Here is a 24,884-nt window from a genome sequence, read left to right as displayed (position 1 = left end):
CCTGTAATTATAATGGTTACAGGTGGTGAGGAACATGATTAACACACGTGTTGCCGTTGCAATTCATATCTTGGCGTTGATCGCTTCTAAACCCCATGAGGATTTGCCTTCGGACTATATCGCTTCGAGTGTAAATACGAATCCGGTGGTTATTCGACGAATTCTCGGTATGCTCAAAAAGGAAGGCTTAATTCGAACAACTGCTGGTAAGGCAGGTGCCTCGTTAACACGGCCTTCTTCTGAAATAACATTACTTGATGTATTTAGGGCAGTTGAACCAAAAGATAGTCTTTTCGCAGTTCACGAGAATCCCAATCCACACTGTCCCGTGGGCAAAGGTATTCGAAGCGTTCTCGATCGCGCTTTTAGTGAAGCACAAGATGCGCTGGAAAGGAATCTTTCCGGTGAAACAATTGAAGACATTCTTCAGGATCTTTTTGCAGAAGAATGATTTTCGTCAAAACCAGATGTAACTATACATGTTACAGCAGATCAAAGGAGGCCCTCAATTGACTATTGCAATAATTGGAGCAACCGGCAAAGCTGGCTCGCGCATTCTAGAAGAGGCAAAGAACCGGGGGCATCAGGTAACGGCAATCGTTAGGAACCCCGCTAAATTAACAGATGCAAGCCTTCCTTATATTGAGAAAGATCTGTTTGATTTAACTCGTGAGGATCTCTCAGCCTTTGACGTCATTGTTAATGCCTTTGGCGCTCCTTTAGGAAAAGAGCATCTTCACGTTGAAGCAGGAAAAAAACTCATCGAGCTCCTAACTGGGGTTACTGGCACAACCTTAATTGTTGTTGGTGGCGCAGGGAGTCTCTTCGTTGACGAGGCTAAAAAGACTCGAGTCATTGACACTCCAGACTTCCCTGAAGCCTTCATTGCCACGGCCTCTAATCAAGCGAAAAATTTGGCGGACCTTCAAGCGAGTACTGATTTGAATTGGACGTTTATCAGCCCATCGGCGATCTTCGCCCTTGGAAAGAGAACCGGCCACTATAAAACTGGGAAAGATCACTTGTTAATAAATCGTGAAGGTCAAAGTTATGTAAGCTACGAAGATTACGCAGCTGCAGTTGTGGATGAAATTGAAAAACCCGAACATGTAGGTGAACGTTTTACTGTTGTATCTGAACCAGAATAAATTCAGGTTAATTAGTCCGTAATGTATTGGTGCGGCTCCTTCAGCCAAACTGATCATTCCTATAAATTTTATATCATTTAAAAATGGGAGAGTGAATTATTATGACAGAATGGACAATTGATAGCGCACACTCGGAGACTGCATTTTCCGTAAAACACATGGGCCTTTCCAATGTAAAAGGTAATTTCAAAACGACTGCAGGAACAGTAACAACCGATGAAAACGGAAAAGTTACCGGCGTTAATGTAACCATTGATGTCGCAAGTATCGACACACGTATCAAGGATCGCGACGATCACCTGAAGAGTGCAGATTTCTTCGATGCAGAAAAATTCCCTGAAATTAAGTTTGTTTCGACAAAAGTGACTGCATCTGACGATGAAGATTATGAAATCGAAGGCAATCTAACAATCAAAGATACGACCAAACCAATCACTTTCGAAGCTGAAGTCGGCGCACCTATTGACGATCCATACGGCTTGAAGCGCAGTGGTGCCAGCCTGTCCTTCGCTATTGATCGTCGTGATTTCGGTCTGGTTTGGAGCCAGTCGCTCGCAAATGGCAACCTCGTGGTCGGAAACAAAATCAAAATTAATGTAGAAGCAGAATATACACACCAAGCTTAATGATCACTAACGATCTAAGAAAACCCGGAAGAATTGTCTTCCGGGTTTTCTTTATATCGTTAATAAAACACAATGTCACTCATTTCTTTTGTTCCATTGCCTGCTCGCAACGCTCAATCCATTGCTTCTGAAACTGATCATGCGGCAAAATGCGCTCCTTTAAATCATCGATGAAAATGACCTTCTCGCTCCGACACCATTCAAGACAGTTCTGATAGAGCTTCATATCCAGTTCATCGGTGTCCCAGTAAACAGGAATGACTGAAATTTTTGCTTCACTATAAAGAAATGCACGGGTATGTCCATCAGTTAGAAATGCTTCTCCGCCGTTTTTCTTAATCGGTAAAGGGGCGTTAAATCGAACATTGAGCGGGTCAAATGACCCTTTTAAACGATCGATTTTGTCCTGATCAAGATAAAGCTGGCTTGGACGAATCTGAAATAAATCGATTAGAAATGGTCTCACTGTACTGATCTCTTTTCATTTTATGATTTTTAGAGACTGACGAATAAAGAATAACTAAAGGCACTTATCTCGCACAATAAAAGCATCATGTCATCGGGAAGTATGTATGATTGCCTCCAGTGCGGAGAATCGGCGAAAACCATGTACAAATCGACTTATATCAAGAGCAAGTATCGCTGAGCGGTCATTAAATACTTGACCCCAAAGCTCGTCCAATCAGGAAAGCTGTGATACGTAATCGTACAAGAGCGCCTGTTGCTATCCTATCATAAAGTAAACTTATTCTTCTAGATCTTGATTCCGATAGAGATCTCGTTCACTGGAGCCATTTTCCATACACAAAAAAACGGATACGAATAAATCTCGTATCCGTCACAAATTTAGGGGGGTACTCCCTCCGCATCCAAGACCTAATTGTAAAGGCTCTTGCATACAAAGGCATATATGAAACAGCTATCTCAGAATTATTGATTCTGATGCAGCATTGTTTCCGCAAGTTTCAACTGCTTTTCGATCTGATGTGGTGCAGTACCGCCTTCACTTTCCCGGGCACGCATCACATGTTCAGGTTTCAGTGCTTCAAAGATGTCTGCTTCAAACAGTGAATTGAACTGTTTAAATTCCTCCAGATCCAAATCAAGTAAATACTTCTTACTTTCTATGGCATAAAGAACCATTTTCCCAGTGACTTCATGTGCCTCTCGGAAAGGAAGTCCTTTTTTGGCAAGATAGTCTGCAATATCTGTTGCATTCGAATAATCTTTCTCAACAGCATGCCGCATCCGCTCTTTCTTCACGTTCATGGTCTCAAGAATCGGTGCAAGCAATTGTAGGGCACCTTCTAGCGTTTTCACCGTATCGAAAATGCCTTCTTTATCTTCTTGCATGTCCTTATTGTAGGCAAGCGGCAGTCCTTTGAGCACAGTCAGCAGGCCCACTAAGTGCCCAAATACACGTCCAGTCTTACCGCGAAGCAATTCAGATACGTCGGGATTTTTCTTTTGCGGCATGATGCTGGAACCTGTGCAGAACGCATCATCCAATTCAATGAACTGGAATTCTTGACTACTCCACAGCACCATTTCCTCAGACAACCGTGAGAGATGAACCATGATCAGTGAACAATCGGCTAAAGCTTCAACCACAAAATCACGATCACTGACCGCATCCATACTATTTGGGTAGATATCATCAAATTGCAAAAGATCGGCAACACGGCGGCGATCGATCGGGAAGGTTGTCCCAGCTAACGCACCTGCACCGAGCGGCAAAATGTTAATTCGTTTCAGACTATCTTTCAAACGCCCCTTGTCTCGCTCAAACATCCAAAAGTAGGCAAGCATATGATGTGCGAAGGAAATCGGCTGCGCACGCTGCAAATGTGTGTAACCCGGAAGGATCGTGTCCACATTAGCCTTAGCCTGTTCAAGAAGTGCATATTGTACATCCTCGAGTAAATCGATTAGCGTATGGGTTTTCTTTCGCATGTACAAGTGCATGTCGGTTGCAACCTGATCATTGCGGCTCCGTCCGGTATGAAGTTTTCCGCCAACAGGACCGATTTCATCAATGAGCATCTTTTCGATGTTCATATGAATATCTTCCATGTCTGTTGAAAACTTTGCCTCACCACGTTCCACTTTATTCAGAATCGACTGAAGTCCTTTCTGAATGGTCTTTGTCTCCTCCATAGTGATGATCCCGCATTCACCAAGCATCTGGACATGCGCCAGGCTTCCTTCGATATCCTCTTTTGCTAATTCTTGGTCATAAGAAATCGATGCGGTGTACTCGTCAACCAGTTTATTGGTTGATTTCGTAAACCGGCCGCCCCACAACTTCGCCATGGTCTGCCTCCATTTCCGCATTCTTATGAACTTCGGCATTGACTTTGGTAGGAAGTCCCCAAAGCTTGATAAATCCTACTGCTGCATTATGATCAAACGCATCACCCTTTGTATAAGTAGCCAATTTTTCATTGTAGAGGCTTTGATCCGATGCGCGTCCGACAACGATATGATTTCCCTTGAAAAGTTTTACACGCACTTTGCCGGAAACCACTTGCTGTGTTTGCTCAACAAATGCCATTAAAGCTTCTCTGATTGGTGAGTACCAAAGTCCGTCATAGATCACCTGAGACATTTCTTTATCAATCAGCGGTTTGAACTTAGATACTTCTTTGGTCAGTGTGATCGTTTCGAGTGCCTTGTGCGCATTAATTAAAATAAGTGCAGCAGGATTTTCATAGACTTCACGCGATTTGATCCCGACGAGCCGGTTTTCAATATGATCAATTCTTCCGACACCATGGAGACCGCCGAGTGCATTCAATTCTTTAATGATTTCAATGAATGGTTTCGTTTCTCCATTCAATGCAACAGGAATGCCTTTTTCAAAAGTAATTTCTATATATTCCGGTGTGTCCGGAGTCTTTTCAATTGGATTGGTCCACGCATACGCTTCTTCCGGTGGTTCGTTCCATGGGTTTTCAAGCACACCGGCTTCGCACGCACGGCCCCAGATGTTGGCGTCAATGGAGAAAGGATTATCAAGATCGACAGGAATCGGAATCCCGTTCTTTTCCGCATATTTGATTTCTTCGTCGCGCGTCATGCCCCATTCGCGAACCGGTGCAACGACTTTAAGCGATGGATCAAGTGCTTGGATGGCTAGTTCGAAACGAACCTGATCGTTTCCCTTTCCAGTACAGCCATGGGCAACTGCGATTGCACCTTCCTTGTGTGCGACGTCTACGAGCAATTTCCCAATCAATGGTCGAGACAATCCGGATGAAACAGGATATACACCTTCATAAAGTGCATTCGCCTGAAGGGCAGGTGCCAGATAACCTTCAGCAAGTAGCACCTTTGCATCAACAACATAAGACTTGATTGCACCCACATCGAGTGCCTTTTGCTTTACTTTATCAAGATCTTTGCCTTCTTCACCAACGTCAATGCTCAAAGCAATGACATCATAATTGTACTTATCTTGTAGATACTTAATGCAGACCGAGGTATCGAGACCACCGGAATATGCGAGAACGATTTTTTCTTTTGCCATCGTTGAAACCCTCCTGAGCGTAGAATAATTTTCTTATTAGTTCTTTTCCATTAAACATTTCAGAATTGCCTTATGCGCATGAAGACGATTCTCTGCCTCATCAAAGACAATAGAGTGTGCACCGTCAATCACACTTGCTGTTACCTCTTCACCACGGTGAGCAGGCAAACAGTGCATAAATAGATAATCCGGCTTTGCCAATGTGACAAGCGCATCATCCACTTGGAAACCTTGAAAATCATGGAGACGCTTGTCTGTCTCCGCTTCGTCACCCATGCTTAGCCATGTGTCGGTGATGACAATATCACAGCCTTCAATCGCTTCCTGTGGTGAATGAGTAAATGCGATACTACAGTCGTTCTTAAGACCTCTTGACTTCGCTGCAGCCAGAATTGCTCCATCCGGTTCATAACCCTTAGGACTGGCTACGGTCATATCCATACCGACAGCAGCAGCACCTTCCATCAGCGAGTGTGCCATATTATTATAACCGTCTCCAATAAAGCATGCTTTAAGTCCTTTTAATTTCCCTTTGTGCTCATAAATCGTAAGCAGATCTGCGATCACCTGAGTTGGGTGATGCGTATTGGTCAACCCATTAATCACTGGAACATCCGCGTTTGCTGCTAGTTCCTCGACAATGTCATGACCAAAGGTTCGAATCATAATACCATCGACCATTCTCGAAAGTACTTTTGCTGTATCAGCAATCGTTTCACCGCGACCAATCTGGATGTCCTTGCTGCTCAAATAGAGCGCAGAACCACCGAGATGGTACATGCCTACTTCAAAGGCAACGCGTGTTCGCGTTGATGCTTTTTCGAAGATCATGCCCAATGTCTGACCATTTAAAAAGTGATGCGGAACACCTTGTTTTTGCATTTTTTTCAATGCAACTGCCGTTTGCAGGAATAGTTTAATTTCTTCTTCTGTAAATTCAGCAATGGTAAGAAAATCTCTGCCTTTTAATGCTGGAACCGTCTCATTGGTCATTCATTTCACTTCCCTTTATTCATCATATAAGTAAGGTCCCGATACTCATCCAACGTATGCACGTCTTGAGATCGTTCTGTATCAACAGCCGCTAACGCCGCTGAAATTGTGTCCGCACAGGTGTACACAGGAATCTGATAGCGCAGTGCAAGTGCTCTGATCGTAAAGCCAAAGGATTGCCTGTTTCGCCCTGCTGTTGGAATATTGAATACAGCTGCTAATTGACCTCCTGAGATTTGACGATGCATCTCCTCTTCACTCTCGGTCAACTTAATGACATCAATACCGGCGTTTTTACAAGCATCAGCTGTGCCCGATGTTGCCATGATGTTAAAGCCAAGATCATTAAGTTGTTGAATGATGTTGAGAGATTCTGTCCGTTCGTTCTCAGCAATCGAGCATAGAATAGCTTTTTTATCTGACTTTGCAGAAAAAGGATTAGCTTCGTTGAGATAAACACCTTTCATCAACGCCTCTTCAACACTTTTTCCCATACCGAGTTGTTCTCCGGTTGATTTCATTTCAGGACCAAGTACCGGATCGACACCCTTCAATTTTGTAAAAGAGAACACCGGTGCCTTAACTGCATAAAAATCAGGTCTCGGATAATAACCATCGTGAAGATTTAGTTGTTTTAGACGCTTTCCCAATTGGATACTTACTGCTTTTTCAACCATTGGGATACCGGTCACCTTGCTGATAATCGGGACAGTCCGGGAAGCACGCGGATTCACTTCCAATACATATACTTTTCCGGAAACAACGACAAATTGAATGTTGATGAGTCCTTTGACCGCCAGGCTTTGGCAAATTTTGCGCGTATCCTCAGCAATTTCTTCCTGCACTTTTTGATCAATGCTATAGGAAGGAAACACTGCAATACTGTCACCGGAATGTACGCCTGCGCGCTCTATATGTTGGAATATACCCGGAATTGCTGTTTCTTCTCCATCGCTTATCGCATCCACCTCACACTCAAGGCCCGGCATGTAGCGATCCACGAGCAGCGGGAACGATTGATTCGTCAGATTGCGCTCACTATTGATATAGTTCTCAAGTTCATTCCGATCATGGAGCAGGAACATGGATTGCCCACCAATCACATATGAGGGGCGAACAAGAATCGGATACCCTAACTTCTCCCCTGCGGAAAGAAGATCTTCAATCCTTTGGACTGTCAAGCCCTGAATATGAGGAATCTTCAATGATTGCAAGAGTTGATAAAATTGTTCACGGTCTTCTACCCGGTCGATACTCTCTGTTGAAGTCCCTAAAACAGGAATACCCGCTTGCTCAAGCGCCTTAGCAACATTTACCGCAGTTTGTCCGCCAAACTGGACAAGTGCCCCTTGTACGTTCTCCTTCTCAGCAACGTGCAGGATATCTTCAACAGCCAGCGGTTCAAAGTAAAGGCGATCCGCAATGGAATAATCCGTACTGACGGTTTCCGGATTGTTATTAATAACAATCGCTTCATAGCCATTTTTCTTCGCAGCCATGGTCGCTTGTACCGAACAGTAATCGAACTCGATGCCTTGACCGATTCGAATCGGACCTGAACCGATGATCAGAATCTTCTTTTTGTCACTGACCGGTGCTTCATCAGCCCCAAACCACGTTGAATAATAGTAGGGCGTTTGTGCCTCGAATTCACCTGCACACGTATCCACAAGATGATAGGATGGTGAAAGACCGGCAGTTTGAATGCATGTGGCGACTGCTGTTTCCGGTACATTGAGCAACTCAGCAAGTCGATGATTACTGATGTTGATCCATTTTGCATGTGCCCACTCTTCATCCGTTATTTCTTGAATACTTTTACCAACAAGACTCAGTTCAAAGGTGACAATGCCATGGATGGCATTCAAGAACCATGGGTCAATTTCAGTCTGATTATAAATGTCGGTAACCGTACGTCCACGGCGGAACAGTTCACTAATCGCAAGCAGTCGTAAATCTGTCGTATTCTTTAAATGTTGCGCTAATTCATCCTCAGTTTGAACACTGAGCGCCTTGCTTTCCAAACCGCTGAACCCCATCTCCATCGAACGGATCCCTTTATTCAAGGCCCCTTCAAAAGTTCGGTCAATGGCCATCACTTCTCCGGTCGCTTTCATTTGTGTTCCTAAGCTTCGATCAGCTTCAGTGAACTTATCAAATGGAAAGCGCGGGATTTTGACAACAATGTAATCAATGGCTGGTTCAAACGATGCGTACGTTGTCCCCGTGATTGGATTAATGATTTCATCAAGGTAAAAGCCAATCGCACATTTGGCGGCTACCCGGGCAATGGGATAACCCGTTGCTTTTGATGCGAGCGCTGATGATCGGCTCACACGCGGATTCACCTCAATAATGGCATAGTCATCCGAATTTGGATTAAGCGCAAATTGAATATTACAACCACCGACTATTTTTAATGCGCGAATAATTTTTAGTGATGCATTACGTAGCATCTGATATTGCACATCCGAAAGTGTTTGTGAAGGTGCTACAACAATACTGTCTCCAGTGTGTACGCCAACCGGATCCATGTTTTCCATATTACAAACGATGATGCAGGTATCATTGGCGTCACGCATGACCTCATACTCTATTTCTTTCCACCCTTTAATACTTTTCTCAATCAGCACTTCATGGATGGGACTGAGTTTGAGCCCTCTGTTAAGGACAACAGCCAAGTCTTGATCATTATAAGCAAAGCCACCTCCGGAACCGCCGAGTGTATAGGCGGGGCGAATAATGACCGGATAGCCAATCTCTTTGGTAAAGGCGAGACCGTCTTCATAAGAACGAATAATCTTCGAATCGGGAATCGGTTCGTCGATTTCGATCATTAAGTCTTTAAACAACTCTCGATCTTCACCGTGCTGAATAGAATCAACGGATGTACCCAATAATTCCACACCATATTGGGCTAAAATGCCTTTTTCATAAAGTGATACGGCGAGGTTCAATCCGGTTTGGCCGCCCAAGGTACCGATCAGTCCGTCCGGATGTTCCTTCTCTATTATTTTTTTAATCGTTGCTAGAGTCAGTGGTTCAATGTATGTTCGATCAGCAATTTGATCATCCGTCATAATTGTGGCGGGATTGTTGTTGATTAAAACAACCTCAATGCCTTCCTCTTTAAGAGCGAGGCAGGCTTGCGTACCGGCATAGTCAAATTCCGCAGCCTGGCCAATGACGATTGGTCCTGAACCGATGACAAGCACTTTTTTTATGTCAGTACGTAACGGCATGATTCACTTCACCTTTGCTCTGTTTAATCATCTTCATAAATTGTTTAAAAACTAGATGTGTATCATCAGGACCAGGATGTGCCTCAGGATGAAATTGAACAGTTTTGATCGGTAATGTACGATGACTTAAGCCTTCCACAGATCCATCGTTCACATTGTAATAACTAATCGCAAACTGTTCTGAATCAACGCTCTCCTTCTCAACCACGTAGCTGTGGTTTTGTGAGGTGATCCATACCTTATTCGTCGCTACTTCCTTCACCGGATGATTTGCACCGCGATGACCAAACAACAATTTCCCGGTTTTGGCACCATAAGCGAGTGCAATCAGCTGATGACCGAGACAAATGCCTAACGTCGGGTAAGCCGAGGTTATTTTCTTAATTTCATTGAATACGTCAGTCAGTTGTAGCGGATCGCCAGGTCCATTGCTCAGCATCACAGCATCCGGTTTCAGCGCCTTGACTTCATCAGCTTTGATCGTGTAAGGAACGACTGTAACCTTGCAGCCTTCCTCAAGTAACGCATGGAGCATTGACTTCTTATAGCCATAATCAATCAACACAACATGTGGTCCGATTCCTTCGTAGATCATATTTTTCTTAGTAGACACTCTGCTGACCAAATCCGTTGGAAGCGGCTGGCTCCAGTTTATCGCTGAGAAGTCAGGTGAATCACTGATAACAGCCTTCATTGTGCCGCTCAGACGCACTGCTTTGACCACTGCGCGAGTATCAATGTTTGCAAGTCCTGGAATTTTCTCCTGACTGAGCCATTGGTCAACCGTTTTAATTGATTGATAATGGCTAGGACTTGAACAGAGATTACTAAAAAGTGCACCTTGCATCTGAATTTTAGAATGCTCATTGTCCTGAAGGTTGACGCCATAGTTTCCAATGAGTGGATAACAAAAGGTCATAATTTGGCCGGCATAAGACGGATCAGTCATGATCTCTTGATAGCCGGTCATGCTTGTATTGAACACAATCTCTCCCATTACAGAGGATGGATCTCCGACCCGTACCCCTTGGAACAATTGGCCCGACTCCAGAAGCAAGTATCCTTTTTTCATCATCTGCCGCCTCCTTATGCGTGTTCGATTAAAACATTAGTAAAAGCAGCGATAAATGCATCAATTTCCGATTCATTTGTAACAAGCGGTGGCAAAATACGCAACACGTGCTTTCCGGCAGTCAAAATGAGTACCTGATAGTTTTCTCGCAGCTCATTCACAATTGAAATTGCCGGTGCAGCAGTCTCTACACCAATCAAGAGTCCAAGACCTCGAACGGATTTGATCTGATCTGGATACTTCTCTTTAATCTCGTTCAATTTCATCGTTAAATCGTTGGCGTTTGCTGTACATTTTGCCAGCACATCTTGCTTTTCAAAAGCTTCAAGTGTCGCCACACCGGCTGCGGTTGAAAAAGGATTTCCGCCGAATGTGGAACCATGCGTACCCGGTGTGAACAATTGAGAGATTTGTTTTTTGGCGAGAAATGCACCAATTGGAATTCCTGAACCAAGTGCTTTGGCTACTGTCAAAATGTCCGGTTCAATGCCATAGTGTTCATAGGCGAAGAGCGTACCTGTTCGACCAATTCCTGTCTGCACTTCATCGACAATTAACGGAATTCCTTTTTCTTTGCAAACTGCCGCAAGGTTCTGTGCCCAAGTCTTGTCTGCCGGAATGACGCCTCCTTCACCTTGAACCATCTCCAGCATCACACCAATACATTCTGAATCCTCTTTTATCGCCTGCACTGATGAATCCGTATTATAAGGAAGGTATTTAAATCCGGGGACCAGTGGACCAAACCCACTTTGAATTTTCTCCTGTGCAGTAGCTGTCATCGTCGCTAATGTACGCCCATGGAAGGAATGATTAAAGGTCACAATATGTCCTTCTGGTTTGTGCAAAACAAGATTAGCATAACGGCGTGCCAATTTGATTGCACCTTCATTTGCTTCCGCACCGCTGTTGCAGAAAAAGACTTGATCACAGCATGAATGTTCGGTGAGCATGGCAGCCAATTTCTCTTGTGATTCAATGTGATACAGATTAGAGCAGTGCCAAAGTGTATCCAATTGTTTTTTCAATGCTTCCTCAACGGCATCCGGCACATGACCGAGTGCAAGAACTGCAATACCAGCTGTAAAATCAAGATATTTTGTACCTTCACTGTCCCAAACATAACTGCCTTTACCTTTTTCGATTGTAATGGGGAACCGTCCATAAGCGGCCATCACGGGTGCAACGTGCTCTGATTTTGTCTCAAGCATGAAGTGCTTCCTCCTCTAGAAATATTTTCGTACCAACTTCGACGCCTTTTGTATAGTCAATCAAGCATTCCGGCATCATGCCATTCACAATAACAACTTCTTGAACATTTTGTTTTAAGCTGTCCACAGCTGCTTTCGCTTTTGGAATCATGCCGCCACTGATTTGTTTCATCTTAATGAGTCTCTCAATTTCCAAATCAGATACCTGTTTCAAAGCCGTTAGTTCACCGTTTTTCTCAACCAATATACCGGGAACATCACTTATAAAACAAAGTTTTCCATTCAGTGCCGATGCAATCGCAGCGGCTCCCTGATCAGCATTAATGTTATAATGTTGTCCGTTCTCGTCCATGGAGATTGGAGAGATCACTGGAATGAGTCCTTGTTCACAAAGGAATTGAATGATTCCTGGATCCACCGCTGTGATTTCTCCAACAAATCCCAACGTGGACAATGCAATTGGTTTTGCTTTGAACAACCCGCCATCGATGCCGCTCAATCCAATGGCTTTACCACCGGAGACATTGATCTGCGATACGAGCTGTTTGTTCATCGTTCCGCTCAGTACCATTTCTGCAACATCAAGTACTTCCTGTGTGGTTACCCGGAGTCCATGGTGAAAAACGGTTGGGATTGCCAATTTATTCAGCATCTGTGAAATAGCCGGACCACCGCCATGCACAATAACCGGCAACCATTCACCTTCCGCCTGAATGGTTTGTATGCTTTTGAAAAAGGCAGGGGTTAATTTCTCAAAGACGCTGCCTCCGCATTTAATCACAAGATAGCGATTCATTGTCATCCTCCTCATCATGTAGTTGCTCACGAACGGTACGATGCATTTATTTTCACGTAGTTATAAGTGAGGTCGCATCCCCAGGCAACCGCTTTGCCATTGCCTTCGCCAAGCATTGCCTTAATCACAACGTTATGGCCATTCAAATACTTGATTGCTTGCTCTTCGTCAAAATCAACGGGCATACCGTTTTGAAAAAGGACGATATCGCCGAGAGCCATGGATACTTTATTTGTATCGAAAGACTCTCCGCTGTAACCCATTGCACAGATCACTCTGCCCCAGTTTGCGTCGCTTCCGAAGACTGCCGTCTTAACTAGGCTCGAGCCGATAATTGATTTACTGATGACTTCAGCAGAGTGATCATCTTTTGCACCACTCACTTGCACCTCAATCAATTTCGTTGCTCCTTCACCATCTGCAGCGATATACTTTGCAAGACCTTGGCACACCATTTCCAAACCTTTTACAAAGACCGGCCACTGCGGATGCTGTGCACTTAATGGTTTGTTTGCGGCAAGACCGTTGGCAAGAACAAGTACCATATCGTTGGTACTTGTATCGCCATCCACAGTGATCCGGTTAAAAGTCTTGTCAACCACTGCTTTTAGCGCTTGTTTCAATTCATCCGGCTCCACTGCCGCATCGGTTGTCACAAAGCCGAGCATTGTCGCCATGTTCGGGTGGATCATGCCTGAACCTTTACAAGCACCGCCGATCGTCACGTTCTGTCCGTCAATTTCAAATTGAACGGCAAGATGTTTTGTTTTCGTATCTGTTGTCAAAATTGCCTTTTCAAATGGAGCTTTCGGAAGATCCAATGTGATCTGATCAATCCCATGCTTCATCTTATCCATCGCCAACTGCAGACCGATTACACCGGTTGAAGCAACCCCAACAAGGTGATCAGAGATCCCTAAATGTTCAGCCATCCACTTTCTCGTTGTATACGCATTATCAATGCCCTGTTGCCCAGTACATGAATTTGCACTCACCGTGTTCACTAATATTGCTTGAAGTTTCTGTTGCTCAGCGATACTCGCTTTCGTCACTTGAAGCGGAGCGGCCTGAAACAAGTTTGTTGTATACACGCCGGCAGCAGATGCAGGGACTTCTGAATAGATCCATCCCATATCCGGAAGTTTGGTTCGTAATCCTATGTGCTGCCCTCCGGTTTTATACCCTTTTGGCGTACCAACACTTCCGTCCTCTATCTGAATAAATGTTGCATGATTGATCATTGTTTCTTCCATCATCGTCACCCTCTCACGGATAGATCGGGGTGAACGAAAGCCCTGTTTGTTCATCCCAGCCCTTAATAATATTCAAGTTCTGTACGGCCTGGCCTGCTGCACCTTTAACCACATTATCGATTACTGAAATAATGGTTAAGCGTCTCGTCCTTCCGTCAACATTTAGCCCGATATCACAGAAATTTGAGCCAAGTACTTCTTTAGTTGATGGCCAAGTACCCAGGGGCCTTATTCGAACGAAAGGTGATTTTTCGTAAAATTTTTCGTAATGATCTAAAAGTTCTCGAGTTGAGAATCCCTGATCCAAAGTGGCATAGATCGTACACATCAGCCCCCGAGTCATAGGGACAAGATGCGTTGTAAATGTAATTGGATGTTTCTCACCGCTGATTTGTGCAATGGTCTGTTCAATTTCCGGGGTATGCTGATGCTGTCCAAGTTTGTATGCTTTCACATTCTCGTTAACTTCACTAAAAAGATTTCCGGTAATAGCTTTTTTCCCGGAACCGGAAACACCTGATTTTCCATCGATGATAATTGAATTTAGATCAATAAAGTCATGCGTCAGAACAGGCGCTAATCCGAGCAGGGTTGCGGTTGGGTAACATCCTGGATTTGCGATGAACCTCGCACCTTCAATTTGTTTGCGGTTAATTTCCGCCAATCCGTAAATTGCATCATTTAGGAGCGTTGGGTCTGCCGGTTGATTGTGATACCAATCGGTATATTCCTGAGCTTCATTCAATCTAAAGTCGCCTGAGAGATCGATACAGATAAGACCACGCTTTAAGCACTCAGGAAGCAAATCTTTGCTGACACCTGCAGGAGTGGCAAAGAATACTACATCCGTCCTGTCTGCCAGTTCATCCGCGTCAAAATCTTCTAAGGTCTTTTCAATGACTCCTGTGAGATGTGGATAAATATCCTGTATGTTCTCTCCATTCGTCGAATGAGAAATCAGCATCTCCAATTTGATCTGCGGATGGTTCAGCAGCAACCGAATCAATTCAATGCCGCTATATCCATTTGCTCCTACAATACCTGCTTTCACCTGTAAAGCCTCCAATTTAGCAACAATTATTTCACAAATCACCGCATTAACACTTCAGATAGATAAACTATTAATGTATAGCGGCACTCCACTACATGTTCATCCGGGCAATAGAAAATAAAATACGCCCGCCTCTTTTCGATAGAAAAGAGACGAGCGTTGTTCACTTTGCCCGCGGTACCACTCTGGTTATTCCCTCATCAAAGGTACTAAATTCCGACTCCAAAACAATTGTGTATCGGCCATTTATCCTTCTTTTTGAACCTCTGTTCAAAATGGGGAATCTGCTTAAGACTCTGTAACGGGAGTTCCCGGACAACCCTACTATTTTCAGGCCGTCACCTCAGAAGTGCGTTTCACAGATTTGGCTACACCGGCTTCCATCAACCCGGCTCGCTTGAGCAGTCCTTCACTGTTACTCTCTTCTTCACTGGCTATTAACTTCCATTTCAGTTATTTCTAACTTGTGTGACTTTTATTATACCTTGCTGATCACATAAGTCAACCCTAATTTGAAATTTGTTTTCTAAAATTACATTTATTCTCTATTTATTGTTTGTATGTCTAGTCACAATCAGAGACATTTCTCTATGATAAGAAAAACCGGGCAAAAAAACGCACGGTCCTTGATCTTGCATCGAATTAGCTTCGATTGCTCGCTTGCCGCAGGCGTCTCACATCTCCGCTACATTTTTACACAAAAAAATTTATACCTTTTACTTGATGAGAAAAATTTAATCTATTGTATTTTTACTAGATTAAAGTTGAGAAAGATGAATATGCTATAATGATAAAGCTTGTTTGAAGAACGAAAATACTTAAGATTTAGGTTGGTGAATGACTTTATGGAACAATTGATTGCGATCATCCTTGGTGCAGTTGAAGGGTTGACTGAATTCGCCCCTGTTTCTTCTACAGGACATTTGATCCTTGCCGCTGATTTACTTCACTTCACCGGTGATCGAGCGAAAACCTTCGAAGTTATTATTCAATTAGGCTCAATTATGGCTGTCGTTGTACTTTACTGGAAAAGATTATGGAGTCTTTTCGGACTGTATCGTAACGAACCGAAAAGTGGTCCGGAGCATTTGAATCTACTGCATATTATTGTCGCGGGTATCCCTGCCATCATCCTTGGATTTCTATTGCGCGACTTTATCAAAGAATACTTGTTTTCGCCTAAAAGTGTACTGATTGCCCTCGTTGTCGGTGGTATTTTGATGATCATTGCCGAACGTATTGCCAAAAAGCATACGTATAGCGGTACGAAAGAGCTTTCCTACAAACAAGCTTTCGTGATCGGACTCTTTCAATGTTTGTCACTTTGGTCCGGTTTCTCTCGCTCCGGTTCTACGATTGCGGGTGGGCTTATTGCCGGTGTTGAAAGAAAAACAGCGGCAGAATTCTCATTTATTCTTGCCGTTCCAATGATGATAGGCGCAAGCGGGCTTGATTTCGTGCAAAGTCTTAGCTTTCTTCATGTCAGTGATATTCCGTTATTCGCTACAGGTTTTATCACAGCATTTATCGTTGCGATGTTTGCCATTGTCTTCTTCCTTAAATTATTGAGACGTTTTACGTTAGTTCCGTTCGCCATTTACCGTTTTATTTTGGCCATAGCTTTCGCGCTCTTCCTGTTACTCTAATGAATCCTCTCATAGCAATGACCTTGGTGTCTCATTTCATGAGCTGGATGTTGGTTTAAAAAAAGTAATGGAATAGAAAAAGGTTCGAAGAGAAGATAATTGCTCTTCGAACCTTTTTATTTACATTGGTAGCGCATCGATCAGTTTGCATACTCGGGAACATCAAATACGAGATTGTACTTAGAAAGAATGGCATACATTTTTTCAAAATTCTGGGTCTGCTTGACTGCCCATCCGACATCGGTTGCGTACTGATGAGCCGCACTTCCCATAATGAGTGCATCAGGATTCCAACGCATCTTATAAAGTGTATCTTGCCGATAGGTGGAGTTGTAGATGTAATTTGCCGCAATCCACTCTGCTCCTCCTTCGATAGCCTTTGCTGGGCTGGTCCAACCATGCTTGTATGCATAAGCGGCACCACTCTTATTCGCACTGCCATCGTACGCGCCAATCCCGAACATGTTGTAAACCTTTACGCCATTGTAATTTTGACCGTTTGCCAGTATCGATACTCCGTTACCTGTTTCAAGCAATGCATGTGAAACGAGATACACTTCGTTAACTTTATAATCTTTGGCTGCTTGAATAAATGCAGCGCCTTGACCAGACAGAATGCCCTTGCCGCTCAACATTGCGTTTACATCATTTAACGAGAGATTCGCCAGGGATGAGATTTGAAGGAATTGATAGTATTCAATACTGCTTTTGGTAAAGTTCTTTGGGTTCAGGTAGTAAGCCAGACTTGAACTGCCATTTACTTTCTGCTCTTTCGCCAATGCCTGTCCAAAGGAAATTGGGTATTTGGTCGTGACATAAGCGGCGTTGCCTTCTTTGATCGTGGTCGTCGTTTCATCTTTCACGTATTGTCCGTAAATATAACCGTCTTTACCGTTATAGCTTACTTTAACCCATCCTTCAGGTGCATCAGCGAGAATTTCCACCAATGTTCCTGCATTCAGCACTCCATAAGTTTGATAAGAAGTGCCGGCTCCTTGACGGAAATTAACCCCAGTTGTGATGAGCCCCATTTTCTTTGTCTCTGATGAAGAACCGGAGGAGCTATCTGAGTTGCCGTCTGTTGTTCCTTCACTCCCCGGTTTGGAAACATAGCTTCCCGAGACATAGGCCGTTCCGCCGTTATAGTTAATCTTCAACCAGCTGCCACTCGTCCCTACAACTTCTACACTGCTTCCTTTTTTCAAGGTTGTCAGCACTTTGGCCGCGGTTGAGGATCCTTGTCGCACGTTCAAGTTATCTGTCGTCGTTCCCGTGTACAGTACCGGTGCGTTACTGCTTCCCGTTCCGGTTGAACTGCTTCCTGCCTTTTTCACATAGCTTTCCGAGACATAGGCCGTTCCACCGTTATACTTAATTTTCAACCAGTTGCCGCTCGTCCCCACAACTTCTACACTGCTTCCTTTTTTCAAGGTTGTCAGCACTTTGGTTGAGGTTGAGGATCCTTGCCGTACGTTCAAATTGTCTGTTGTCGTTCCCGTGTACAGTACCGGTGCGTTACTGCTTCCCGTTCCGGTTGAACTGCTTCCTGCCTTTTTCACATAGCTTCCCGAGACATAGGCCGTTCCGCCATTATACTTAATTTTCAACCAGCTGCCGCTCGTCCCCACAACTTCTACACTGCTTCCTTTTTTCAAGGTTGTCAGCACTTTGGTTGAGGTTGAGGCCCCTTGCCGTACGTTCAAGTTATCTGTTGTCGTTCCCGTGTACAGTACCGGTGCGTTACTGCTTCCCATTCCGGTTGAACTGCTTCCTGCCTTCTTCACATAGCTTCCCGAGACATAGGCCGTTCCGCCATTATACTTAATTTTCAACCAGCTGCCGCTCGTCCCCACAACTTCTACACTGCTTCCTTTTTTCAAGGTTGTCAGCACTTTGGTTGAGGTTGAGGATCCTTGCCGTACGTTCAAATTGTCCGTCGTCGTTCCTGTGTACACTGTTGCACGAACCGTTGAATTATTCACTGAAGAAGTGCCAGCTGTTTTTATAAAGTCAGCAGAAACGTAGGCTGATCCATCCCTATACTTGATCTGAAGCCAACCATCCGTTGTCTTTCCCGTAACCGTGACAGTCGTTCCTTTTTTCAATGTGGTCAGCACTGTCCCTTTCAAAGATGGTAAAAGTCGAACATTTAAATTCTCAGTCGTCATCGCTTGATAATTTCCTACCGATTGAACGGATAATGTGGGCATATGGGGTGTTGTGGTCGTCGCATGAGTCACATAATAACCATCAACATAGGCGGTTTTTCCTTCATACTTAATCTTCAACCAATTTCCTTTTTCGCTCTTTTTATCTATTCCAATCACATCAAAAGTCTGATTTTTCTTCAACATGCCAATCTGTTGTTGGTCCGTACTTGGTGTACTCCGGACATTTAAATTCGCGGTCGCCTGTCCTTTGTAGGGTGTAAATGTGTCTGCAGATGCGTGTGAAGGCGCTCCTGTAACAGCCGCGACGGCTGCTGCTGCAGCAACTGTCCCTATAATAGTTAGATTACGATTTGGGCTCAAAGTAAGCCACCCCCGAGTTTATTAAAAATGAAAGATAATATTTTTAATATTATATCGGAAAGTTATGGAAATTGTTTAGTCTAAAGTGTTGTTTTTAAAGGATTCTTACTAAACGTTTAATAAAAGATACGTCTGAGGACATAAAAAAAGGGCCTCTCAGCCTATAAACTTTTGAGACTCCTCTTCCCATCAATGGGATTCAGGCGTATAAGAAATGGCCTGTCTGCCAAATTGTTTCCATGCTTTTACAAATGCAGCTTTACTTGCCTTGCTCCCCGGTCCGCCCGCTAGCGGATCGTTAAAGTACACATAATCCTCGTCATATCCGGTAACTAAAACCGAATGTTCTTGAAAGGTGATCTGTATTGTGCCTTGCTTTGTATGCCACTCTCGCCAGGATCCTTTAGGGACCGGTTGAAAATTAATACTTGTAATCGTCCACACAGGAACCCCTGAAGCAATCTGTTTCTCAATGTCCTCCCACGCATCTCCTGTCAGATCTTTCACGCGGTGACCGAGATATCGGCTCGCCAAATCTGCTACCGGTCCATGGTAGACTGCGTAGCCTGGATTATTACGGCTCCCATGATACATATTTCCGACGAAGCCTTCGTTCGGATTACCCATAAATCCCCCTGATTGAAAGGGGACCTTTTTTATTTGCCCGGCAAGTGTTAACTTGTCTACTTTGATCCCAGCCGATTGCAACAGCATGGTCAGACTCGTCACCTCACATCCGTTCGGCAGTTCAGGTTTTTGACTCACATACGGTGCAGTTAGCTTTTTCTCTTTAACTGAGGGTTTTGCTTTGTGTTTCTTTTTTATCACCTTATCCTTCTTGATTACTGGTGAGGATGGTTTTGTTTGCTGAATTTGTGAATGATTCGTTTGCGCTGAATGTGTCTTATTCCGATCCAGATCGCGAATGAGCAGTGTAATTAAGACTGCACAGCACAAAATAATGATAACGGTCATCATTGACGCTAATGTTTTCTGTTTCTTCATGGTACTCCCTTTTCTCACAGGATTATGGATTGATTTATACGTTAAGTGGATGATGGTCTGTAAAACGAAGGAGATGGTATATGGTTTCAATCGTCTTTAATTGCAAACCCAGACTTTTTGCTGTTTTTATGACAAAACCAAGAATGGCATCCAGTTCCATCTCGCAACCATTTTCAAGGTCCTGTAGCATTGATGTCTTATGATTTTGAATTTTCTCATCGGGTTTCAGCAGTTCTTTTTTGTATTGATCGCCTATATGAATTCCGGCACGCTCAGCTACCGTTAGAAATTCTGTACTGATCTGTTTTAATAATTGGTATAGATCCGGATCTGCCAATGCTTCACCAACACGAGTCCTTGTCAGTGCAGTGAGCGGATTATAGGTAATATTCCAAAGTAATTTTTCCCACTTAATTTGCTGAATATGTTCAGACAGTTCAATTTCAAGTCCGCACTTTCTAAATACGCCAATCAAATAAGCGAGTCCTTCTTCAGAAGCAGCATCGCTTGTACCTGTCTGCCAATGGCCAATGATTAATTTGCCATCCCCCACATGATTGACGACCCCCGGTGCTTCGCGAATGATTGATATAAATGCCGAACCGCCAATCACGTGATCTTCACCAAATTGCTCGGCAAGACGTTCTTCATTACCGATACCGTTCAGCAGACAAATGATCTTTGTTCTTGGTCCGGTTAATTTTTGCAACTCAGGAATGACACATTCTAAAGCCGTTGATTTGATTGCGAGAAGAATAAAATCGTAGTTAATATCGGCGTTCAACTGTTCTGCATCACTTACTTTAACAGGCAAAGTAAAATCGCCATTGATGCTCTTAATGATCAATTCATGGTCGCGCAACCTTTCTAAGGTTCTACCTTTTGCGATAAAGGTTACATCCACTTTTTCTCTGGCCAAGACTCCCCCAAAATAACAACCGATCGCCCCAGCGCCAAGCACAGCGATTTTCAAAATCAAACACTCCCTATCCCATATCTAGAAGTCTGTGCCTCTGTTGCAGTCCATCTCTTTATCTCTTACTGACCATTTTACAGTATTTTCTGCGTTTTTTCTCAACTTTACCGTTAAAGAATGCAAAACATCCTATGCACTCGAGCAATGCCGATGATTTTGTTATACTGATTCATGCGGATTTAGAATGAACGAGCGAAGTTTTCTCTAAAAGGAATTCACTAAAACGAATGCGAATTACTTAGAAGACTATTTGATGGAGACAGGTGAATACGATGAATGAAATTATTATTTATTGCGACGGTGGATGTCGCGGCAATCAAAGCGAACATAATGTTGGCGGTTGGGGCGCTATTCTTAGATATGGCGATCATGTCAAAGAACTGCGCGGCGGTGCAAGTAACACGACAAATAATGTGATGGAGCTGACTGCTGCAATTCGCGCGCTAGAAGCATTAAAAACAGAACAGATTCCCGTCTCTTTTTATATAGACAGTGCCTATGTTGTCAATGGTATGACAAGCTGGGTCCCCGGCTGGATCAAAAAGGGCTGGAAAACAGCCGGCGGAAAGCCAGTAAAAAATAAGGAACTGTGGATGCAGCTGAACAGCCTTGCACAGAAACAGGAGCACATTTCTTTTAACAAAGTGAAAGGACATGATGGGGTCGAATATAACGAACGCGCAGATCAACTGGCAAACTTGGCTATGGACGATCTTGAGAGCAGTAAATAATCGTTCGTGCATCTTTGCTGAGACTAAGCGATAGCATGATGTTCGTCGACCCTAGATCTCAAGAGGTTCTATATATTAACTACAAAAACCCCTGAAGTTGGATTTTCATTGTCCAACTTCAGGGGTTCAGTTCAATTCCGGTACCTGTTTCTTTAAGTTTCTATAGTGGCGATCCATTAATTCATTTGCAACACAACTTGTCCTGCTTTGAGTGATTCTTTTACGTTGATGACTCTTTGGTTCGCCGAACCGCGGAATTTAAGCTTAAGATTTCTCTGCGCTAAATCAAATTGCCCATCGACAAGCACATCAATATGCTCCAGCATTTCCCTCCGGTCAGGATCATGAAGAAGATCTTCAAATCGAAATCCGGTCCAAGACCAAATATCTTTACCGGCACATTCGCGATTGACCCGTTTCACGAGTTTGGTTAATGTTTTCGGGTGATCAAAAGGTTCACCACCAAGTAGCGAAAGTCCTTGAACATCAATTTCAGGCAAATTGAGGTCATCAATAATCTTATTTTCCATCTCATCTGTATACAATTGACCGAATTGGGGATTCCAAGCGACCGCATTCCAGCAGCCTTTGCAATGAAAATGGCATCCGCTGACAAAAAGTGAATGACGTATTCCGGTCCCATTCAGAAAATCAAAACGTTTATAATCGGCGTAATTCATAACTACTCGCTCCTAGCTTTTCATTCTCCGAAAAACTTCTGATCATGGTTAGCTCTGCTGTTTCTCTCGGGAATTGATTTCCTTCAACCGCCCCTTAATCGGTTTGCGCTGAATCACTGAGCCAAGGTAACCACAAAGTCGACGAATACAGGATGTCGTTTCCGGATTGTGGTTACCGCAGCTTGGGCACTTAAAGCCTTCCGCAGTGGATTCAAATTCCCCTTCATAGCCGCATTCATAGCATTTGTCGATTGGCGTATTCGTCCCAAAGTAACCAACACGGTCGTATGTATAATCCCACACCGTCTCAAGCCCTTCAGGATTATTAATGAGCGAAGGAAATTCACAGTAATGAATGAAGCCACCGGCCGTATAGGGCTCATAATCTTTTTCAAAATCAATTTTTTCAAAAGGATTAATCTTCTTACGCACATCATAATGAAAACTGTTCGTATAGTAATCTTTATCCGTAATATCCTTAATCGTTCCGAAACGCTGCTTATCCAAACGACAGAATCGATCGGTCAAACTTTCTGATGGTGTCGCATAGACACTAAATGCATAACCGGTTTTCTCGCGCCATTCCAAAGAAACCGTCTTAAACCGTTTCACAATATCCAGTGTGAATGCTTTCGCATCCGGATTATGTTCCCAATCCGGTCCGTAGAATACAGTTGCTGCTTCGTACAAACCAATATAACCCATGGAGACCGTTGCACGACCGTTCTTAAAAATCTCTTGAACGTGTTCATTGGCCAGTAGCCGTTTCCCGGTTGCGCCGTACTGATAGAGAATCGGCGCGTTCTTTGCCTCCACTTTATCCAGAGTATGAATGCGGAAAAGAAGTGCGCGACAAACAAGATCTAGCCTTTCTTCAAAGAGGCTCCAAAAAGCCGCTTGATCACCATTTGATTCAATCGCAATACGTGGAATGTTTAAGGTCACAACGCCCATGTTATTCCGGCCATCTGCGATATACTCTCCATTTTCCTGATAAGAAGGAAGGAACGAGCGACAGCCCATCGGTGCTTTAAAATCTCCGGTTACCTCAACAATCCGATCATAATTCAATATGTCGGGGTACATCCGTTTCGTTGAACATTCCAAAGCGAGTTTCTTAATGTCATAGTTTGGATCATCTTTATCAAGATTCAAGCCGCGTTTAATCGTAAACACGAGCTTAGGGAACACAGCCGTTTTGTGGTCTCTGCCAAGGCCAATGATCCTCACTTTTAAAATCGCTTTTTGTATTTCACGCGCAAACCATGAGCGACCAAGTCCGAAATTCAATGTAAAGAATGGGGTTTGTCCATTACTTGAAAAAAGTGTATTAATTTCATATTCAAGTGACTGCATGGAATCATAGATTTCTTTTCTCGTCATGGAATATGCATAGTCTTCTTGCTCCTGAGGATCCGATAACCATTCTTTTGCTGTTTGCAGATACTTTTTGAAGCTTATCTTTGCATAGGGCTCCAATACTTCATCTGCACGATTGAAAGACGTCCCCCCATAAATATTTGAAGAAACATTAGCAACGATCTGGGCAACGAGCGCTGTTGCTGTTTTGATCGAACGCGGCTGCTCCACATCAGCATTACCTATCGAGAAACCTTTCTCAAGCATACCTTTGAAGTCAATCAACATGCAGTTATACATTGAGAAAAATGGTGAATAATCGAGATCATGAAAATGGATAATTCCTTGATTATGCGCGTGCGCGAATTCTTCCGGAAGAATGTGGCGAAGAGCAAAATCCCTTGCCGCCACTCCTGCAAGCAAGTCGCGTTGTGTATTAAATACCTTTTCATCTTTATTGGCATTTTCATTGGCGACATATTCATCCATATTAATTAAGTCGCGTATTTTATCATCAAGTGTTTTCTCATGGATTACCGGTTCTTTTATCATCACGTTACCCCCTACAAATCAACCTATGAAAACATTGTACAACAATATATAGAGTTTAAAAGTGATCTTAAACACAATATATAGATCAAAAAGGTGATTTATGGTGATTTTCGTGATCATAGAGCGGAAAATGAAATTGTGACATCTTTTTGAATGAGGATGAAGCGCAAATTCATACGTCTTCACAAAAATGAGGTGATTGCAGCTAATAATCTATTTATTATATCGGCATAATGAATTGCGAAACAAGCTGTTGAATGATGAAAAAATTGACGATTCAGTGATCATCATTTCGGATTCGCGTCAAAAACAGGGCGCTTGGGTAAAAAGGGCACACTCTGATTCCTCTGTATATTTGGCCCTCCGTTCGCGTTCTCGACAAAAAGCAGAAATCCTCTACCATGTCGGTTCATGTTTGAACCTGACGAAAAAGGGTATAGAGATACTATGCACGCCGGCGCTAAGAGTCAATTCTTTTCATCT

20 protein-coding genes and 1 other annotated feature are annotated in these 24,884 nt (G+C 43.5%); of the genes, 5 read left to right on the top strand and 15 right to left on the bottom strand.

What is annotated here, in order from left to right; genetic code table 11:
• Window positions 1–34: 34 nt before the first annotated feature.
• From NIE32_RS09720 to NIE32_RS09710, 3 genes are all read left to right on the top strand, one after another.
• Complete coding sequence (locus NIE32_RS09720; RefSeq protein WP_253076690.1) at window positions 35–451, top strand: Rrf2 family transcriptional regulator; 417 nt, start codon at window positions 35–37, stop codon at window positions 449–451.
• A gap of 58 nt (window positions 452–509) precedes the next feature.
• On the top strand, window positions 510–1,148 hold the full coding sequence (locus NIE32_RS09715) for an NAD(P)-dependent oxidoreductase (RefSeq protein WP_253076689.1): 639 nt from the start codon (window positions 510–512) through the stop codon (window positions 1,146–1,148).
• Between the two features lie 101 nt (window positions 1,149–1,249).
• Window positions 1,250–1,774, top strand: a complete 525-nt coding sequence (locus NIE32_RS09710; RefSeq protein WP_253076688.1) for a YceI family protein — start codon at window positions 1,250–1,252, stop codon at window positions 1,772–1,774.
• 79 nt (window positions 1,775–1,853) lie between these two features.
• On the opposite strand, the gene NIE32_RS09705 is transcribed toward NIE32_RS09710, so the two are convergent.
• From NIE32_RS09705 to argC, 10 genes are all read right to left on the bottom strand, one after another.
• Window positions 1,854–2,240, bottom strand: a complete 387-nt coding sequence (locus NIE32_RS09705) for a hypothetical protein (RefSeq protein WP_253076687.1) — start codon at window positions 2,238–2,240, stop codon at window positions 1,854–1,856.
• A gap of 464 nt (window positions 2,241–2,704) precedes the next feature.
• Window positions 2,705–4,087: an argininosuccinate lyase gene (gene argH, locus NIE32_RS09700; RefSeq protein ID WP_253076686.1), complete on the bottom strand. Its 1,383-nt coding sequence runs from the start codon at window positions 4,085–4,087 to the stop codon at window positions 2,705–2,707.
• Window positions 4,044–5,303, bottom strand: a complete 1,260-nt coding sequence (locus tag NIE32_RS09695; RefSeq protein WP_253076685.1) for an argininosuccinate synthase — start codon at window positions 5,301–5,303, stop codon at window positions 4,044–4,046. Before NIE32_RS09695 ends, argH begins: the two co-directional genes overlap by 44 nt.
• A gap of 36 nt (window positions 5,304–5,339) precedes the next feature.
• Window positions 5,340–6,296, bottom strand: a complete 957-nt coding sequence (argF, locus tag NIE32_RS09690) for an ornithine carbamoyltransferase (RefSeq protein ID WP_253076684.1) — start codon at window positions 6,294–6,296, stop codon at window positions 5,340–5,342.
• A 5-nt stretch (window positions 6,297–6,301) separates the two neighbouring features.
• Entirely contained in the window at window positions 6,302–9,538 is a 3,237-nt protein-coding gene (carB, locus tag NIE32_RS09685) for a carbamoyl-phosphate synthase (glutamine-hydrolyzing) large subunit (RefSeq protein ID WP_253076683.1), read from the bottom strand.
• Complete coding sequence (locus tag NIE32_RS09680; RefSeq protein ID WP_253076716.1) at window positions 9,522–10,610, bottom strand: carbamoyl phosphate synthase small subunit; 1,089 nt, start codon at window positions 10,608–10,610, stop codon at window positions 9,522–9,524. The genes carB and NIE32_RS09680 overlap by 17 nt, the downstream gene beginning before the upstream one ends.
• A gap of 14 nt (window positions 10,611–10,624) precedes the next feature.
• A complete protein-coding gene (locus tag NIE32_RS09675; protein ID WP_253076682.1) occupies window positions 10,625–11,821 on the bottom strand; it encodes an aspartate aminotransferase family protein in 1,197 nt (398 codons plus the stop codon).
• The gene (gene argB / locus NIE32_RS09670; protein WP_253076681.1) at window positions 11,814–12,617 is read right to left on the bottom strand and encodes an acetylglutamate kinase; all 804 of its coding nucleotides are present in this window, start codon (window positions 12,615–12,617) and stop codon (window positions 11,814–11,816) included. Before argB ends, NIE32_RS09675 begins: the two co-directional genes overlap by 8 nt.
• 26 nt (window positions 12,618–12,643) lie before the next feature.
• Window positions 12,644–13,870, bottom strand: a complete 1,227-nt coding sequence (argJ, locus tag NIE32_RS09665) for a bifunctional ornithine acetyltransferase/N-acetylglutamate synthase (protein WP_290443569.1) — start codon at window positions 13,868–13,870, stop codon at window positions 12,644–12,646.
• A 13-nt stretch (window positions 13,871–13,883) separates the two neighbouring features.
• Window positions 13,884–14,921, bottom strand: coding sequence for an N-acetyl-gamma-glutamyl-phosphate reductase (argC, locus tag NIE32_RS09660; protein WP_253076680.1), 1,038 nt, complete (start codon window positions 14,919–14,921; stop codon window positions 13,884–13,886).
• 145 nt (window positions 14,922–15,066) lie between these two features.
• Window positions 15,067–15,361 (bottom strand) — a binding site (T-box leader).
• Between the two features lie 405 nt (window positions 15,362–15,766).
• Here argC and bacA point away from each other — a divergent pair.
• On the top strand, window positions 15,767–16,567 hold the full coding sequence (gene bacA / locus NIE32_RS09655; protein ID WP_253076679.1) for an undecaprenyl-diphosphate phosphatase: 801 nt from the start codon (window positions 15,767–15,769) through the stop codon (window positions 16,565–16,567).
• Window positions 16,568–16,707: 140 nt separating this feature from the next.
• Here the strand turns inward: bacA and NIE32_RS09650 are convergent, their stop codons facing one another.
• The 3 genes from NIE32_RS09650 to NIE32_RS09640 all read right to left on the bottom strand — a co-directional run bounded on the left by NIE32_RS09650 (window position 16,708) and on the right by NIE32_RS09640 (window position 21,076).
• Window positions 16,708–19,098 (bottom strand): SH3 domain-containing protein, encoded by a 2,391-nt coding sequence (locus tag NIE32_RS09650; protein WP_253076678.1) that lies wholly within the window; start codon window positions 19,096–19,098, stop codon window positions 16,708–16,710.
• A 189-nt stretch (window positions 19,099–19,287) separates the two neighbouring features.
• Window positions 19,288–20,103, bottom strand: a complete 816-nt coding sequence (locus NIE32_RS09645; RefSeq protein ID WP_253076677.1) for a C39 family peptidase — start codon at window positions 20,101–20,103, stop codon at window positions 19,288–19,290.
• A gap of 34 nt (window positions 20,104–20,137) precedes the next feature.
• Window positions 20,138–21,076 (bottom strand): ketopantoate reductase family protein, encoded by a 939-nt coding sequence (locus NIE32_RS09640; protein ID WP_253076676.1) that lies wholly within the window; start codon window positions 21,074–21,076, stop codon window positions 20,138–20,140.
• Between the two features lie 275 nt (window positions 21,077–21,351).
• Here NIE32_RS09640 and rnhA point away from each other — a divergent pair, with 275 nt between their 5' ends.
• On the top strand, window positions 21,352–21,810 hold the full coding sequence (gene rnhA / locus NIE32_RS09635; RefSeq protein ID WP_253076675.1) for a ribonuclease HI: 459 nt from the start codon (window positions 21,352–21,354) through the stop codon (window positions 21,808–21,810).
• Window positions 21,811–21,986: 176 nt separating this feature from the next.
• Here the strand turns inward: rnhA and nrdG are convergent, their stop codons facing one another.
• Both nrdG and nrdD read right to left on the bottom strand, forming a co-directional pair.
• The gene (nrdG, locus tag NIE32_RS09630) at window positions 21,987–22,490 is read right to left on the bottom strand and encodes an anaerobic ribonucleoside-triphosphate reductase activating protein (protein ID WP_253076674.1); all 504 of its coding nucleotides are present in this window, start codon (window positions 22,488–22,490) and stop codon (window positions 21,987–21,989) included.
• 48 nt (window positions 22,491–22,538) lie between these two features.
• Window positions 22,539–24,401, bottom strand: a complete 1,863-nt coding sequence (gene nrdD, locus NIE32_RS09625) for an anaerobic ribonucleoside-triphosphate reductase (RefSeq protein ID WP_253076673.1) — start codon at window positions 24,399–24,401, stop codon at window positions 22,539–22,541.
• Window positions 24,402–24,884 lie beyond the last annotated feature (483 nt).

It is taken from the genome of Sporolactobacillus kofuensis (assembly GCF_024125425.1).
GTDB classification, from domain to species: Bacteria; Bacillota; Bacilli; order Bacillales; family Sporolactobacillaceae; genus Sporolactobacillus; species Sporolactobacillus kofuensis.
The sequence above is the reverse complement of the archived record's forward strand: the minus strand, read 5'-3'. Positions and strand labels throughout refer to the sequence as shown.

Bases quoted from the DNA above. Each gene is read 5' to 3' on its own strand.
- argB (WP_253076681.1), bottom strand. From the start codon at position 12,617: ATGAATCGCTATCTTGTGATTAAATGCGGAGGCAGCGTCTTTGAGAAA.
- NIE32_RS09695 (WP_253076685.1), bottom strand. From the start codon at position 5,303: ATGGCAAAAGAAAAAATCGTTCTCGCATATTCCGGTGGTCTCGATACC.
- bacA (WP_253076679.1), top strand. From the start codon at position 15,767: ATGGAACAATTGATTGCGATCATCCTTGGTGCAGTTGAAGGGTTGACT.
- argJ (WP_290443569.1), bottom strand. From the start codon at position 13,870: ATGGAAGAAACAATGATCAATCATGCAACATTTATTCAGATAGAGGAC.
- nrdG (WP_253076674.1), bottom strand. From the start codon at position 22,490: ATGAATTACGCCGATTATAAACGTTTTGATTTTCTGAATGGGACCGGA.
- rnhA (WP_253076675.1), top strand. From the start codon at position 21,352: ATGAATGAAATTATTATTTATTGCGACGGTGGATGTCGCGGCAATCAA.
- carB (WP_253076683.1), bottom strand. From the start codon at position 9,538: ATGCCGTTACGTACTGACATAAAAAAAGTGCTTGTCATCGGTTCAGGA.
- NIE32_RS09710 (WP_253076688.1), top strand. From the start codon at position 1,250: ATGACAGAATGGACAATTGATAGCGCACACTCGGAGACTGCATTTTCC.
- NIE32_RS09680 (WP_253076716.1), bottom strand. From the start codon at position 10,610: ATGAAAAAAGGATACTTGCTTCTGGAGTCGGGCCAATTGTTCCAAGGG.
- NIE32_RS09675 (WP_253076682.1), bottom strand. From the start codon at position 11,821: ATGCTTGAGACAAAATCAGAGCACGTTGCACCCGTGATGGCCGCTTAT.
- nrdD (WP_253076673.1), bottom strand. From the start codon at position 24,401: ATGATAAAAGAACCGGTAATCCATGAGAAAACACTTGATGATAAAATA.
- argH (WP_253076686.1), bottom strand. From the start codon at position 4,087: ATGGCGAAGTTGTGGGGCGGCCGGTTTACGAAATCAACCAATAAACTG.
- NIE32_RS09645 (WP_253076677.1), bottom strand. From the start codon at position 20,103: ATGAAGAAACAGAAAACATTAGCGTCAATGATGACCGTTATCATTATT.
- argF (WP_253076684.1), bottom strand. From the start codon at position 6,296: ATGACCAATGAGACGGTTCCAGCATTAAAAGGCAGAGATTTTCTTACC.
- NIE32_RS09720 (WP_253076690.1), top strand. From the start codon at position 35: ATGATTAACACACGTGTTGCCGTTGCAATTCATATCTTGGCGTTGATC.